Raw genomic sequence first — 14,191 nt, forward strand, 5'->3', positions numbered from 1 at the left:
TCCCTTACTTGATGCCGGAGGAGACGAAGGAGTTGACGAAGGCGCGCTGGAACAGCGCAAACGCGATCAGCAGGGGGGCGCTGACCAGCAGGGTTCCCGCCGCGATGACGCCCCAGGCCTGTGCGCCCTCGGCGCCGCGGGTGAAGGAGGCGAGGCCGACTGTGAGCGGGCGCAGATCGGGCGAATTGATCACCATCAGCGGCCAGAGAAACTCGTTCCAATGGGCGGTGACGGAGACGATCGAGAAGGCGACGAGCGAGGGCTTGGCCAGGGGCAGATATATGAAGCCGATGCGCTGGAAGACGCTGGCGCCGTCGATCAGGGCGGCGTCTTCCAGTTCGCGCGGGATCGCCCGGAAGGCCTGGCGCATCAGGAAGGTGCCGAAGGCCGAGGCAAAATAGGGCGCCATTACGCCGAGCAGGCTGTCATAGAGGCCGAGCTTCGCGATCGTCGTCAGATTGGGGACGATCAGCACGACCGGCGCCAGCATGAGCTGGAGCAGGAAGAGATAGAAGCACAGCGTCCGGCCGGGGAACTCCAGGCGGGCGAAGGCGTAGCCGGCGAGCGTGATGGTGACGATCTGCACGGCGAGGATGCCCAAGCTGATGATCGTCGTGTTCAGCCCGTAGCGCGGGAAATCGGCCGAGGCCCAGGCCTCGCGGAAATTCGCCAGAGTCGGGACGTAGGACGGCACCAGCGAGGCCATGCCGGTGCCAATGCTCTGCGGATTGAAGGCGGCGACCAGCATCCAGAGGAAGGGCACCATCCAGAGGCCGGCGACCAGCAGCGTCGCGGCATAGCCGAGCTTCGGCGTGATCTCGCCGGTCGAAACGCCGGTGCTCATGGTGGCAGCGCTCATGCCTCCTTCTCCCCGAAGGAGCGTTCGAGTGTGCGCAGCGAGGACGCGGTGACGACGAGCAACAGCGCCAGCATTACCAGCGTGCCGGCGGCGGCGCGGCCGGCGTCGTAGTTCTCGACCGCCTGCTGGTAGACATAAAACAGCAGCAGGTTGGTAGAGTCCGACGGGCCGCCCTTGGTCAGCACGAAGACATGGTCGACCTGTGTGACGACGTTGAGCAGGCCAATGACCAGCACGAAGCCGATGGTCGGCTTGAGATAGGGCAGGGTGACGTAGCGCAGGCGCTGCCAGGGGCCGGCGCCATCCAGGATCGCCGCCTCATAGGCGTCCGCCGGCACGGCCTGGAGGCCAGCGAGGAAGAACAACATGTAGTAGCCGGCGTTCTTCCAGATCGTCAGCGCCATGATCGACCAGAGCGCGATGTCGGGATCGCCGAGCCAGTTGGGGCCGGAGATCGCGAGCTTGGCGAGGTGGTAGTCGAGCAGCCCGACATTGGGCAGGAACAGGAACAGGAAGATCGAGGCGGCCGCGACCAGTGGGATCAGAACGGGCAGAAAGAAGAGCGCGCGGAACAGCGCATTGACCCGACTCGACCGCGCCAGCGCCATGGCGAAGCCCAGCGCCAGGACGAGGCTCGGGATCACCGTGCCGAGCGCGTAGACGAGGTTGTTGGCCAGCGCCTTGCGGAAGGCAGGGTCGGCGAAGAGCTTCAGGAAATTCTGCGGGCCGACATAGGCCTGTGGGCCACCGACGCGGACCTGCCCGTGCAGCGACTGCCAGAGGACCTGGACGACCGGCCAGTAAGTGAACAGCGCCAGGAACAGCAGCGAGGGCGCCAGCATCGCGAAGGCGAGCAGGGTCGACTGACGCGGCCGCCAGCGCGGCGCGCTCCAATCCCTCGCCTTGTCTGCCGTCAAAACCGCCTGCGCCATGGCCCCCACCTTCGGGCGGGGTCATGGCGGGCGGTGACGACGGAGCGGCTACGTTTCGATGACGGATGCGTGACGGCCCCGGCGAAACACCGGGGCCGTCATGGTTATCCTCAGGCGGCGCGGCGCGCGGGCTCCGCGGACGGCGCGGCAGCGTCCGGACGGCCGGTCGCGGCGAGGACGCCGCTGGCGCCCGACAACGCGCCGTCGCGCAGTTCGAGGCCGAGGAAGCGCTCGCGCTCGAACGGGCCGGGCATGGCGAGATCGCGGGTCAGATCACCCGAGAAGCCGAAGCGCTCGTAATAGGCGGCGTCGCCGACGAGCAGCACCGCGCCATGGCCGCGGCAGGCGGCGCGCCAGATCGCCTCGCGCATCATCGCGCGGCCTAGCCCCTCGCCTTGCAGCTCCGGCGCGACCGCGAGCGGGCCGAGCAGGAGCGCGGCCTTGCCGCCGGCCTCGACAGGCCAGAGCCGCACCGTCGCGACAACGACGCCGTCGCGCTCGGCGGTCAAAGCCAGGCCTTCAGCCGGCAAACGACCCTCGCGGAGGCGCTCGCTCGACTTGGCGGTGCGGCGCTCGCCGAGGCAGCGGTCGAGCAGCGCCTCGCGGGCGGGAATGTCGGCAGCGATTTCGTCGCGGATCGTGATCATGACGCACCTCCGGCCGGAGCGCCTGCGATCAGCAGACCTTCCCGGCGCCGCGCGAACGCGGCCACAAGCAACAGGGATGTGTGGAAGAGGGTCCGGCGGGAGCCACGTCCGCTGCGCTTCCTTCTGGAGGCGCGGACGCTCCGCCCGAAATTGCGGGCGGCCTGCCGATCATGGCAGGGCGCTTCGCCGGACCCGATGGTGGAGGGGCGCCTTGCGGCGCCCCGTTTCGTCAGATGACGTACTGCTTCAGCGGCGGGAAGCCGTTGAAGGCGACGGCCGAATAGGTCGTCGTATAGGCGCCCGTGCCCTCGATCAGCAGCTTGTCGCCGATCTCGAGGCTGAACGGCAGCATGTACGGGGTCTTCTCGTACATGACGTCGACCGAATCGCAGGTCGGGCCGGCCAGGATGCAGGGCACTGTCGCATCGCCGTCGCGGGCGCTGCGGATCGGGTAGCGGATCGCCTCGTCCATGGTCTCGGCGAGACCGTTGAACTTGCCGATGTCGAGATAGACCCAGGCGACCTGATCGTCCGCGGCCTTCTTCGAGATCAGGACGACCTCGGTCTCGATCAGGCCGGCATTGCCGACCATGCCGCGACCCGGCTCGATGATCGTCTCCGGGAGCTGGTTGCCGAAATGCTTCGACAGCGCCTGGAAGATCGCATCGCCATAGGAGGGCACGCCCGGGATCGGCTTCAGGTAGCGCGCCGGGAAGCCGCCGCCGAGGTTGACCATCGACAGCGAGAGACCACGGGTGGCGCACTCCTTGAACACCGCCGAGGCCGAGGCCAAGGCGGAATCCCAGGCGTTCACATTCGCCTGCTGCGAGCCGACATGGAACGAGATGCCATAGGCGGCCAGGCCGAGACGATGGCCGTGCTCGAGCACGTCCGCGGCCATTTCGGGCACGCAGCCGAACTTGCGCGAGAGCGGCCAGTCGGCGCCGGCGCCGTCGCAGAGGATGCGGCAGAAGATGCGCACGTCCTTCGCGCCGGTGGCGTTTGCCGAACGGGCGACCTTCTCGACCTCGGCCGTGCAGTCGACGGCGAAGAGGCGCACGCCGAGCTCCATGGCGCGGGCGACGTCGCGCTCCTTCTTGATCGTGTTGCCGAAGGAGATGCGATCCGCCGTGGCGCCGGCCGCGAGGGCGAGCTCGATCTCGACGACCGAGGCGCAATCGAAGCAGGAGCCGAGCTTGGCCAGCAGCGCCAGCACTTCCGGCGCGGGATTCGCCTTCACGGCGTAGAACACGCGCGTGTCGGGAAGGGCCCGCGAGAAGGCCTGGTAATTGTCGCGCACGACATCGAGATCGATGACGACGCAGGGCCCATCCTCGCGGCGGGTACGAAGGAATTCACGGATGCGCTCGGTCATGAGACGCGACTCCCTCCGGCGCAAGCGGCGCCGATGCGACATGAAGCCGGCTTGAGTCGATCGTGCGATCCGCGACGCGTTGGAAACGCCGCACATCACCGAACGAAACGTCCGGACCCTGTAACCGTCGCTTGGGGAAGACCCCGCACGCCCGGCAATGAAGGACAAGCCTCTTCGGTGCTGGTCTTTGGAGGACCAGCGAGACCAAAAAAAGCCCGTTCCGTCGTTGCTTTAAGCTGCGTCCCCCGTGGAGATTCGGGGTTCGCCGGTTTCGCCTCCGGCTGCCAGTCGCTGTTCGGTGACAGTTCCCTGGAGAAGGGAACCGGGAGCGTGATTTGAGGGGATATCCATCCCCCTCCATCCGTCTCCAACACCTGGCGGCTGTCCGGCCTCTTGTCCGGATGCCCACCGACTGACACGCGGCCACAGGCACGTGCGAATTGGGTAGAGCGCATATACGGATGATGCCCCCCCGCTACAAGAGGTTTTTTGACGGCGGCATCGATTTGTACGGTTCGCGCCGTCGTCGGTATCGCCGCCTGTCGAGGAGCCGAGGCGTCACGATCTGAAAGACGATCGAGCTGTCGATCGCCGCCCCCTGCATCATGCGCGGCGACGCGCTGCTGCTTCAGGACCGGTGTTTGGCCTGATCGCCCAGCCCTGACGCTGGCCATCGCTTGAGCGCTGGCGATTTCCCCTTGCCACCCGGCCCTAGACCGGCCCCATTTCCTCGCCTAAGTCACGGGCATGCAAGCCTTCGGCGGCCGGCTTCCGGCGGTCGCCAGACCACGGATCCGTCATGACCACGATCGACCGCCGCCGCGTCCTGGCGGGGCTTTCAGCCGCCCTCGGCTTCTCGACCGCGCCCTCGGCCCTGCTGGCGCAGCAGCCGGCTCCGCAGGCTGACACGTCCGCCGAGCCGCCGCTGCCGCGCTTCGGCTTCGAGAACGTGCTGCGGCGGGCGCGCGAGATCGCGGCCGTGCCCTATGATGCCGGGTCGACGCTGCCCGAGCCGCTGTCGCGGCTCGATTTCGATGCCTGGCGGGATATCCGCTTCCGGCCCGAACGCGCGCTGCTCGCCCAGAACGGCAGCCCGTTCCGGATGCAGATGTTCCATCCCGGCTTCCTGTTCACGCGGCCTGTCGTGGTCAATGTCGTGCGCGACGGCGTGGCGACGCCGGTGCCCTATGCGGCCAATCTCTTCGACTATGGCCGGGTGCGCTTCGACAAGCCGCTGTCGGTCAATCTCGGCTTCGCAGGATTCCGGCTGCACTACCCGCTCAACGATCCGCGCGTCTTCGACGAGCTGATATCCTTCATCGGCGCGAGCTATTTCCGCGTGCTCGGCCGCGAGCAGCGCTACGGCCTGTCGGCGCGCGGCCTCTCGATCGGCGCCGGCGTGCCGGGCGAGGAATTCCCGATGTTCCGGGAGTTCTGGGTCGAGGCGCCGGCGGCAAGCGCCGAGCGGGTGACGGTCTACGCCCTGCTGGATTCGCCTTCGGTGACCGGGGCCTATCGCTTCCATATCTATCCGGACGTGGACGCCGTGGTCGATGTAGGGGCGACGCTGTTCCCGCGCAAGCCGATCGACAAGCTCGGGCTGGCGCCGCTGACCTCGATGTTCTTCACCGGCGAGAACGACCGCCGCTTCCATGACGATTTCCGCACGGAGCTGCATGATTCCGACGGGCTGATGGTTCATTCCGGCACGGGCGAGTGGATCTGGCGGCCGCTGCGCAATCCCAAGCAGCAGGCGGTCTCCTCCTTCGTCGAGCGCAATGTGCGCGGCTTTGGCCTGATGCAGCGCGACCGCGTCTTCGAGCATTATCAGGATCTCGACCTGAACTACGAACTGCGGCCGTCCTACTGGATCGAGCCGCAGGGCGACTGGGGCGAGGGCGTCGTCGAGCTGATCGAGATCCCCACCACGGACGAGACCAACGACAACATCGTCGCGCTCTGGGCGCCGAAAGCGCCACTGGAGCCGGGCCGCGAGTTCTCCTTCGGCTACAAGCTGACGTCGATGATGGATTCCGCCGACCTGCATCCGGGCGGGCGCGTCATCAACACCTATCAGGCGAAGCCCAAGGCGCTCGGCTCGGGCGAGCCGGTCAATGCGGGGGCCCGGCGCTTCATCGTCGATTTCGCCGGCGGCGACCTCGACTACCATCTCCGGCAGCCGGAGAAGGTCGAGATCGTGCCTTCGATCGCCTATGGCCGGATCGAGCGCGCCTTCATCGTGCCCAACCCGAAGACCAACGGGTTCCGCGCCTTCATCGACATCGTCGTCGAGCCGGGTCAGCTGGCGGAGATGCGCGCCTTCCTGAAGAGCGGCGACAAGACCCTAACGGAGACCTGGAGCTACCCCTGGCGGGCGGAGATCTGACGGGGCGCGACCTCAGGTCCTCGTCTCCCGTCGGAACGGGCCGAGGCCTCCGGGGTTGGTGAAGCGGGACGGGCAAGGCCCGCCAAGCCTTAAGGAGACTGCGCAATGGGCCTGCTCGTCGACGGACAATGGCGCGACCAGTGGTACGACACCGCCAAGAGCGGCGGGCGGTTCCAGCGACAGGACAGTGCCTTCCGCAACTGGGTGACGGCTGACGGCTCGCCAGGCCCCAGCGGCGAGGGCGGCTTCAAGGCCGAGCCGGGGCGCTATCATCTCTATGTCTCGCTCGCCTGCCCCTGGGCGCATCGCGCGCTGATCTTTCGCGCGCTCAAGGGGCTGGAGGCGATGATCGACGTTTCCGTCGTCCACTGGCTGATGCTCGACCAGGGCTGGACCTTTGCCGAAGGGCCGGGCGTCGTGCCCGATCCGATCGGGGGGGCGGAATTCCTGCACCAGGTCTATACGCGGGCCGATCCCCGCTACAGCGGGCGCGTCACCGTGCCCGTGCTGTGGGACAAAGGGCAGGGGACGATCGTCAACAACGAGTCGTCCGAGATCATCCGGATGTTGAACAGCGCTTTCGACGGGATCGGTGCCAAGGCCGGCGATTTCTACCCTGTGGCGCTGCGCAGCGAGATCGACGCGCTGAACGAGCGCATCTACGCGACAGTGAACAACGGCGTTTACAAGGCCGGTTTCGCGACGACGCAGGACGCCTATGAAGAGGCCGTCCAGCCGCTGTTCGAGACGCTGGACTGGCTGGAGGAGCGGCTCGAGAGCCGCCGTTTCCTCACCGGGGAGGCCATTACCGAAGCCGACTGGCGGCTTTTCACCACGCTGATCCGCTTCGACGCCGTCTATGTCGGCCACTTCAAATGCAACATCCGGCGCATCGCCGATTATCCGCGGCTGAGCGCCTATCTGCGGGCGCTGTTCCAGGTCGATGGCGTCGCCGGCACGGTCGATCTCGGGCACATCAAGCGGCATTATTACGAGAGCCACCGGACCATCAATCCGACGGGGATCGTGCCGATGGGGCCGGATCTGTCGGAACTGGTCGGCGTCTGAGACGAGGCCGTCATTCTCGGGCGAAGCGAAGCGCAGACCCGAGAATCTCCATCCGGAAGAAGCGCACGAGCTTTCTGATTCCCGAGATGGTCGGGTCAAGCCCGACCATGACGCGCTCTAAGCCTTCTTCCCCCGAACGCCCGGCCGCTTCTTGCGGCCGTAGAGCTCGAGCCGGTGGCGGACGAGTTCGTAGCCCAGCTCGGCAGCGATGCGGCGCTGCAGTTCCTCGATGGCGTCCGACGAAAACTCGATCACCTCGCCGCTCTCGACGTCGATGAGGTGGTCGTGATGCTCCTGGTCGGCATGCTCGTAGCGGGAGACGCCGTCCTCGAAGGCGTGGCGCTCGATGGCGCCTTGCGTCTCCAGCACCTTCATGGTGCGATAGACCGTCGAGAGCGACAGCGTCGGATCGACCGCAAAGGCGCGGGTGAAGATGCCCTTGGCGTCGGGGTGGTCGTCGGCTTCCGCGAGCACGCGCAGGATCAGCCGGCGCTGCTGCGTCATCCGCAGCCCGGCATCCCTGAGCTGGCCCTCGAATCCGGCCACGCGCTGCTCGACTCCCGACATGATGCCGGCATAGCAATTCTGCGACGCATTTGCAAAAGGCTCTTATTGCAAATGTGTTGCAACTGCATTGACAGATGCGATTGCGTTGCAATAGCGTATCGTACAATCCAACCGACAGGAGCCGACATGTCCACGAGACGATCCGTGCTGCTCTCCGGGGCGATGCTGCTGGGCATTGCGCTCACGGCCCCGTCGGGCGCAGCCTTCGCCCAGGACAGGAAGCTTCGCGTCGTCACCACCTTCACGGTGATCCAGGACATCGCGCAGAACGTCGCCGGTGATGCGGCGATCGTGGAATCGATCACCAAGCCCGGCGCCGAGATCCACGACTACCAGCCGACGCCACTCGATGTTATGAAGGCGCAGTCGGCTGATCTGGTTTTGTGGAACGGGCTCAATCTCGAGCGCTGGTTCGAGCGCTTCTTCGACAATGTGAAGAATGTCCGCAGCGCCGTGGTCAGCGAAGGCGTCGAGCCGATGGGCATTGCCGAGGGGCCCTATCAGGGGCGGCCCAACCCGCATGCCTGGATGTCGACGACGAACGCGCTGACCTATGTCGAGAACATCCGCAAGGCGCTGGCGGCCGCGGATCCGGCCAAGGCAGAGGTCTACGCCGCCAATGCGAAAGCCTATGCCGAGCGCATCCGGGCGGTGGATGCGCCGCTGCGGGCACGGCTCGACAAGGTGCCGCCGGCGCAGCGCTGGCTGGTCAGCAGCGAGGGCGCTTTCTCTTATCTTGCGCGCGACTATGGCTGGCGCGAAGCCTATCTCTGGCCGATCAACGCCGACCAGCAGGGCACGCCTCAGCAGGTGCGCCGGCTGATCGACCTCGTCCGCAAGAACAAGATCCCGGCCGTCTTCAGCGAAAGCACGATCTCCGACAAGGCCGCCCGGCAGGTCGCGCGCGAGACCGGCGCCCGCTATGGCGGCGTGCTCTATGTCGACTCCCTGTCGACGGCGGACGGGCCGGTGCCGACCTATCTCAGGCTGCTGGAGATCACCGTCGACACCGTGGCGAAGGGTTTCGGCCAGTGAGCGCCGCGGCCGCCGGCCGCCATGAGGGGATGGCCTCGATTGCGGTCGAGGGCGTGACCGTGCGCTACGCCAATGGCGTGACCGCGGTGACCGACGCCTCCTTCGCGCTCGGGGCCGGCACGATCTGCGCGCTCGTCGGCATCAACGGCTCTGGCAAATCGACGCTGTTCAAGACGCTGATGGGGTTTCTGAAGCCGGCGCGCGGCTCGGTCTCGATCGCGGGGCTGCCGGTGGGCCAGGCGCTGAAGCGCGGGCTCGTCGCCTATGTGCCGCAGGCCGAGGAGGTCGACTGGACCTTCCCCGTCCTGGTCGAGGACGTGGTGATGATGGGCCGCTACGGCCATATGGGCCTCCTGCGGATCGCGCGGCAGGCGGATCGCGAGGCCGTCGACCAGGCGCTGGCGCGCGTCAACATGCTGGAGTTCCGCACCCGCCAGATCGGCGAATTGTCCGGCGGCCAGCGCAAGCGCGTCTTCCTGGCGCGCGCGCTGGCGCAGGGCGGGCAGGTCATCCTGCTCGACGAGCCCTTCACGGGCGTCGACGTGAAGACCGAGGATGCGATCGTGGCGCTGATGCGGGAATTGCGGGACGAAGGCCGGCTGATGCTGGTCTCGACTCATAATCTCGGCTCGATCCCGGATTTCTGCGACCAGGTCGTGATCATCAACAGGACGGTGCTGGCAGCCGGGCCGACCGCGACGACCTTCACCCATGACAATCTCCAGCGCGCTTTCGGCGGCGCGCTGCGTCACTTCCGTCTTGGCGGCGCCGATCTCCATGACGACAAGGACGAGCGGCGCGTCACGGTCATTACCGACGACGAGCGGCCGCTCGTGCTTTACGGCAAGCGCGACAGCGAGCGCGTCGCCGGCGGCAAGGCAACCGGCGAGACGGCCGATCCCGCAAAGGATCGCGCGCCGTGATCGATCTTCTGCTGGAACCCTTCGGCTACCAATACATGGTCCGGGCGATCTGGGTTTCGGCGCTGGTCGGCGGCGTCTGCGCCTTTCTCTCCTGCTTCCTGATGCTGAAGGGCTGGTCGCTGATGGGCGATGCGCTGGCCCACGCGATCGTGCCCGGCGTCGCGCTCGCCTATCTGCTCAAGGTGCCCTACGCGGCCGGCGCCTTCTTCTCGGGCATGCTGGCGGCGCTCGCCATGGCACTGGTGCGGCTGCGCACGCAATTGCGCGAGGACGCCGTCATCGGCATCGTTTTCACCACCTTCTTCGCGGCGGGGCTCCTGATCGTCTCGATCAACCCGACCTCGGTGAACGTGCAGTCGATCGTGCTCGGCAACATCCTCGGCATCTCGGACGAGGATGTCGTCCAGGTCGCGATCATCGCCATCGTCTCGCTCGCCGTGCTCATGCTGCGCTGGCGCGACCTGATGCTGGTCTTCTTCGACGAGAACCAGGCGCGCGCCGTCGGGCTGTCCCCGACCCGGCTGAAGATCCTGTTCTTCGTCTTGCTCAGCGCCTGCACAGTGGCCGCGCTGCAGACGGTCGGGGCCGTGCTGGTGATCGCGATGGTGATCACGCCGGGCGCCACCGCCTATCTTCTCTGCGACCGGTTCGGCCGGCTGATCTGCCTGGCGGTGGCGCTGGGCGTCGTGACCAGCGTGGCGGGCGCCTATGCGAGCTATTTCTTGGACGGCTCGACCGGCGGGCTGATCGTGGTGTTCCAGACGATCCTGTTCCTGCTCGCCTTCGTCTTCGCGCCCAAGCACGGGCGGCTGGCGGCGGCGCGGGCCGCGCGGGCCGTCCCGGAGACGGGCCCATGAGTGCGCTGGACGCCTGGCTGATCGCGCCGCTGTCGCACGAGTTCATGCAGCGCGGCCTGCTCGTTGCGGTGCTGGTCGGCGTCGTCTGCGCAGTGCTCTCCTGCTTCCTGATCCTGAAGGGCTGGTCACTGATGGGGGATGCGGTGTCCCACGCCGTCCTGCCCGGCATCGTGCTGGCGCAGATCGCGGGCCTTCCGCTGGCCGCAGGCGCGTTCGTTGCGGGCCTGAGCTGTTCGCTCGCCATCGGCTACCTCAAGGAGAACAGCCGGGTAAAGGAGGACACGGTGATGGGCATCGTCTTCTCCGGCATGTTTGCGCTCGGGCTCGTGATGTTCGTCAAGGTCGAGAGCGACCAGCACCTGCTCCACATCCTGTTCGGCAACATGCTCGGCGTGCGCTGGTCGGATCTGGCGGAGACGGCCCTGATCGCGGTGCCGACGATCGTGATCATGCTCGCCCTGCGCCGGGACTTTCTGCTGGTGGCCTTCGACCCCGCCCATTGCGCGGGCGATCGGCCTTCCCGTGCGCTGGCTGAATTTCGGCCTGCTGATGCTGCTGGCGCTGACGATCGTGGCCGCGCTCAAGGCTGTCGGCATCATCCTCGTTGTCGCCATGCTGATCGCACCGGGCGCGATCGGCTTCCTGACGACGCGGCGGTTCGACGCCATGCTGGTCGTGGCGGTCGCGGTCGCGATCGTCTCGAGCGTCATCGGGACGATCCTGAGCTATCATCTCGATGGCGCAACAGGGCCCTGCATCGTGGTGGTGCAGGCGGTGTTCTTCCTGGCGGCGCTGGGGCTCAATCTCCGCCGCGCGTCCAGGCGCGCCACCGCCGCCTGATCAGGCGGCCTGCAGATCGGCGCCCTCCGGGGCGCGCGAAACCGTGATGGTCTGGGCCAGGCACTGGCAGTTGAACTGGCTGGTCAGGAAGGCGATGTCGGCGGCGTCGCGGCCGGTCGCGATCCGAACCATGCCCTCGACGGGCGCCAGCCGCGTCGGATCGACGAGCCACCAGCGGCCGTCGAGATAGACCTCGAAGACGGCGTGGAAATCCGGCGGGTCGAGGTCGAGCGCATAGGCGCTGACCGCCCGGGCGGGAATGTTCAGCGCCCGCGTCAGCGCGATGCCGAGATGGGTGAAGTCGCGGCAGACGCCGGCCCTATCGATGAAGGTGTGCTGCGCCGTGGTCTGGGCGTGGCTGACGCCGTGGACATAGTCGAGATGCTCGTGCAGCCAGTCGAGCACGGCGAGGATGCGGGCTCCGCCGCCCTGGATGCTGCAGAATTCGCGCTGGGCGAAGCGCATAAACTCGTCCGAGGGCGAGAACCGGCTCGGCAGCAGATAAGGCAGCACCTCCTGCGGCAGCTCCAACCAGTCATGCTGGCGCGCGCCGGGGCCGAGAGGCTCGCGGTTGCCGTTGTCGACCAGCGCCCGGTAGCGGATCTCGACCTGGCCCGAGAGGGCCGCACGGAAGCGGCGTTCACCCGTCTCGGGATGGAGATCGCGCACCAACGCCGCGTCAGGCGAGATGGTGAGACTTTCCGAGAGGATCGTCTGGTCGGGCGAGCGCGCGGCCTCGATCGCGGCGATCACCTGCGTGTCGCTGTCGAAGCCATAGGTCAGCGTCGCCGCTACGTCGAGTTTCATGGGTCCCCCCGGAATGCCTTGTGCGAGACCGGGCAACGCCATGTGGGGGCGGAAGTTCCTGAGTGTCAGGCCGCTCTGGCTTCAACCCCCAGCTCCGGCGCGATGCCGGCCAGGATCTCGTAGGAGCGCTTCCGCGCCTCATGGTCGAAGATCGGCGCCGTGACCATGATCTCGTCGGCACGTGTCGCGGCCATGAAGGCGCCGAGCTGGCGCTTCAGCGTGTCCGGCGAACCGATGAAGGCGTAGCGCAGCATGCCCGCGACATGGGCCTTTTCGGCCGGCGACCAGTAGGTCTCGATGTCGTCGATCGGCGGCTGCAGCTTGCCGCGCTGGCCGCGCACCATGCCGACGAAGCGCTGCTGCAGCGAGGTCGCGAGATGGCGTGCCTCGGCATCGGTCTCGGCGGCGATGACGTTGATGCCGGGCATGGCGTAGGGCCGCGCGAGCTGCTCCGAGGGCTTGAAGCGCTCGCGATAGATCGCCAGCGCCTGCATCAGCGCATCGGGCGCGAAATGCGAGGCGAAGGCATAGGGCAGGCCGAGCTCGGCTGCGAGCTGGGAGCCGAACAGGCTCGAGCCCAGGATCCAGAGCGGCACGTTGAGTCCCGCGCCCGGCACGGCCTGGATCGTCTGGCTGGGCCCCGCCGGGGCAAAATAGGCCTGCAGTTCGAGGACGTCCTGCGGGAACTGGTCGGAGGACATCGGGCTGCGGCGCATCGCCCGCATCGTCATCTGGTCGGTGCCGGGCGCACGGCCGAGGCCGAGATCGATGCGGCCGGGAAAGAGTGCCTCGAGCGTTCCAAACTGCTCGGCGATGATCAGCGGCGCATGGTTGGGCAGCATGATGCCGCCGGCGCCGACGCGGATGGTCTTCGTCGCGGCGGCGAGCTGGCCGATGACGACGGCGGTGGCGGCGCTGGCGATGCCGACCATGTTGTGGTGCTCGGCGACCCAGTAACGGCCGTAGCCGAGGGCTTCGGCATGGCGGGCGAGGTCGATCGAGGCGCGGAGCGCATCGCCCGGCTCCTGTCCTTCGCGGACGGGAACGAGGTCGAGAACGGAGATGGCGACCATGGCAGCCTCGACTTGGGCTCCCTGGGGAACCGGTGGCGTTCGGCTTTCCTAGATGGGGCCTCGCGCCGGCCCGGTCCAGTGGGCGCGGGGCGCGATCATGGCGCCCCTGCGCCGCGGTTCTGCCGCGGGGCGTCACCCGGTGCCAGCGCCGCGCAGATGCCGGGGTCCGCCTCGCGATAGGCGCGGTCGTAATCGGCCAGATGCAGCCCGTCCTTCAGCGGAATGCCGTCGCCGAAGCCGGAGGCAGGGAGGCAGGATCCCTGCTGGCGACAGGCCGCCGCAGCCGCACCTGCGATCTCGAGGGCTGCCTCCTCCGAGAAGGCGGGCACCTGCCGTGCATCGAGCCGCGGCAGCGCGGCGATCACGATCAGCTCCGCGCGCCCGGCCAGTTGCCGGAGCAGGCCGCGGAACGCCTGGCGGAAGCGCAGGACCGCCTCGGGCGGCTCGCGGAAGCGCTTGCGGTTGGCGTCGTTGGTGCCGACGCTCAGGATGATCGCCCGCGGCGGGCGGGGCAGAGCCAGTTCGTCCAGCAGCTCCCGCGTGTCGCCGGTGGTGGCGCCGTGCAGTCCGCCATTCACCAGCGGCAGGCCGCAGAACGCGCGGGCGTGCCAGCGCGCGACATGGGAATCGCCCAGCGCCAGGAGATAATCTCCTTCAACATGGCGCAGATCGGCCCGGATCTGGACGAGGCGCTGGTCCCGGTAGGAGGGCACTGCGGTCGAGAAGCGGCCGATGGCGAAGCCGGCCAACGATCCGCCGATCAGGGCGAGAGGGACGAGCACGAGAAGCGCCGCGAGGCGGCTGCTGGGAGAAGCTCCAAGG

13 protein-coding genes and 1 pseudogene are annotated in these 14,191 nt (G+C 67.5%); 6 read left to right on the forward strand and 8 right to left on the reverse strand.

The features are described from left to right. Positions 1-4: 4 nt before the first annotated feature. The 4 genes from ABIE41_RS08320 to ABIE41_RS08335 form a co-directional block, all read right to left on the reverse strand. Positions 5-859, reverse strand: coding sequence for a carbohydrate ABC transporter permease (locus tag ABIE41_RS08320; protein WP_192644087.1), 855 nt, complete (start codon positions 857-859; stop codon positions 5-7). Then, positions 856-1,701, reverse strand: a complete 846-nt coding sequence (locus ABIE41_RS08325; RefSeq protein ID WP_305693492.1) for a carbohydrate ABC transporter permease — start codon at positions 1,699-1,701, stop codon at positions 856-858. Before ABIE41_RS08325 ends, ABIE41_RS08320 begins: the two co-directional genes overlap by 4 nt. A gap of 200 nt (positions 1,702-1,901) precedes the next feature. Beyond that, positions 1,902-2,438: a GNAT family N-acetyltransferase gene (locus ABIE41_RS08330; RefSeq protein WP_192644085.1), complete on the reverse strand. Its 537-nt coding sequence runs from the start codon at positions 2,436-2,438 to the stop codon at positions 1,902-1,904. A gap of 229 nt (positions 2,439-2,667) precedes the next feature. Beyond that, a complete protein-coding gene (locus ABIE41_RS08335; RefSeq protein WP_192644084.1) occupies positions 2,668-3,813 on the reverse strand; it encodes a type III PLP-dependent enzyme in 1,146 nt (381 codons plus the stop codon). 799 nt (positions 3,814-4,612) lie between these two features. Between ABIE41_RS08335 and ABIE41_RS08340 the strand changes: the two genes are divergently transcribed. Further along, positions 4,613-6,199: an OpgD/OpgG family glucan biosynthesis protein gene (locus ABIE41_RS08340; RefSeq protein WP_192644083.1), complete on the forward strand. Its 1,587-nt coding sequence runs from the start codon at positions 4,613-4,615 to the stop codon at positions 6,197-6,199. Positions 6,200-6,304: 105 nt separating this feature from the next. Continuing rightward, complete coding sequence (locus ABIE41_RS08345; RefSeq protein ID WP_192644082.1) at positions 6,305-7,267, forward strand: glutathione S-transferase family protein; 963 nt, start codon at positions 6,305-6,307, stop codon at positions 7,265-7,267. 117 nt (positions 7,268-7,384) lie between these two features. Here ABIE41_RS08345 and ABIE41_RS08350 read toward each other — a convergent pair whose 3' ends face one another. Then, positions 7,385-7,834, reverse strand: a complete 450-nt coding sequence (locus ABIE41_RS08350; protein ID WP_192644081.1) for a Fur family transcriptional regulator — start codon at positions 7,832-7,834, stop codon at positions 7,385-7,387. A 162-nt stretch (positions 7,835-7,996) separates the two neighbouring features. Between ABIE41_RS08350 and ABIE41_RS08355 the strand changes: the two genes are divergently transcribed. The 4 genes and pseudogenes from ABIE41_RS08355 (at position 7,997) to ABIE41_RS08370 (ending at position 11,489) form a co-directional block, all read left to right on the forward strand. Beyond that, entirely contained in the window at positions 7,997-8,869 is an 873-nt protein-coding gene (locus ABIE41_RS08355; RefSeq protein WP_465247114.1) for a metal ABC transporter substrate-binding protein, read from the forward strand. A gap of 29 nt (positions 8,870-8,898) precedes the next feature. Continuing rightward, a complete protein-coding gene (locus tag ABIE41_RS08360; RefSeq protein WP_192644324.1) occupies positions 8,899-9,792 on the forward strand; it encodes a manganese/iron ABC transporter ATP-binding protein in 894 nt (297 codons plus the stop codon). Next, complete coding sequence (locus tag ABIE41_RS08365; protein WP_192644079.1) at positions 9,789-10,649, forward strand: metal ABC transporter permease; 861 nt, start codon at positions 9,789-9,791, stop codon at positions 10,647-10,649. The genes ABIE41_RS08360 and ABIE41_RS08365 overlap by 4 nt, the downstream gene beginning before the upstream one ends. Further along, positions 10,646-11,489, forward strand: a pseudogene (locus tag ABIE41_RS08370) (metal ABC transporter permease). Before ABIE41_RS08365 ends, ABIE41_RS08370 begins: the two are co-directional and overlap by 4 nt. Here the strand turns inward: ABIE41_RS08370 and ABIE41_RS08375 are convergent. The 3 genes from ABIE41_RS08375 to ABIE41_RS08385 all read right to left on the reverse strand — a co-directional run bounded on the left by ABIE41_RS08375 (position 11,490) and on the right by ABIE41_RS08385 (position 14,151). Continuing rightward, complete coding sequence (locus ABIE41_RS08375) at positions 11,490-12,296, reverse strand: transglutaminase-like domain-containing protein (RefSeq protein WP_192644077.1); 807 nt, start codon at positions 12,294-12,296, stop codon at positions 11,490-11,492. A gap of 65 nt (positions 12,297-12,361) precedes the next feature. Then, on the reverse strand, positions 12,362-13,369 hold the full coding sequence (locus tag ABIE41_RS08380) for an LLM class flavin-dependent oxidoreductase (RefSeq protein WP_192644076.1): 1,008 nt from the start codon (positions 13,367-13,369) through the stop codon (positions 12,362-12,364). 95 nt (positions 13,370-13,464) lie between these two features. Beyond that, positions 13,465-14,151, reverse strand: coding sequence for an SGNH/GDSL hydrolase family protein (locus ABIE41_RS08385; protein ID WP_192644075.1), 687 nt, complete (start codon positions 14,149-14,151; stop codon positions 13,465-13,467). Positions 14,152-14,191: the final 40 nt, after the last annotated feature.

The organism is Bosea sp. OAE506 (genome assembly GCF_040546595.1).
Lineage (GTDB): Bacteria > Pseudomonadota > Alphaproteobacteria > Rhizobiales > Beijerinckiaceae > Allobosea.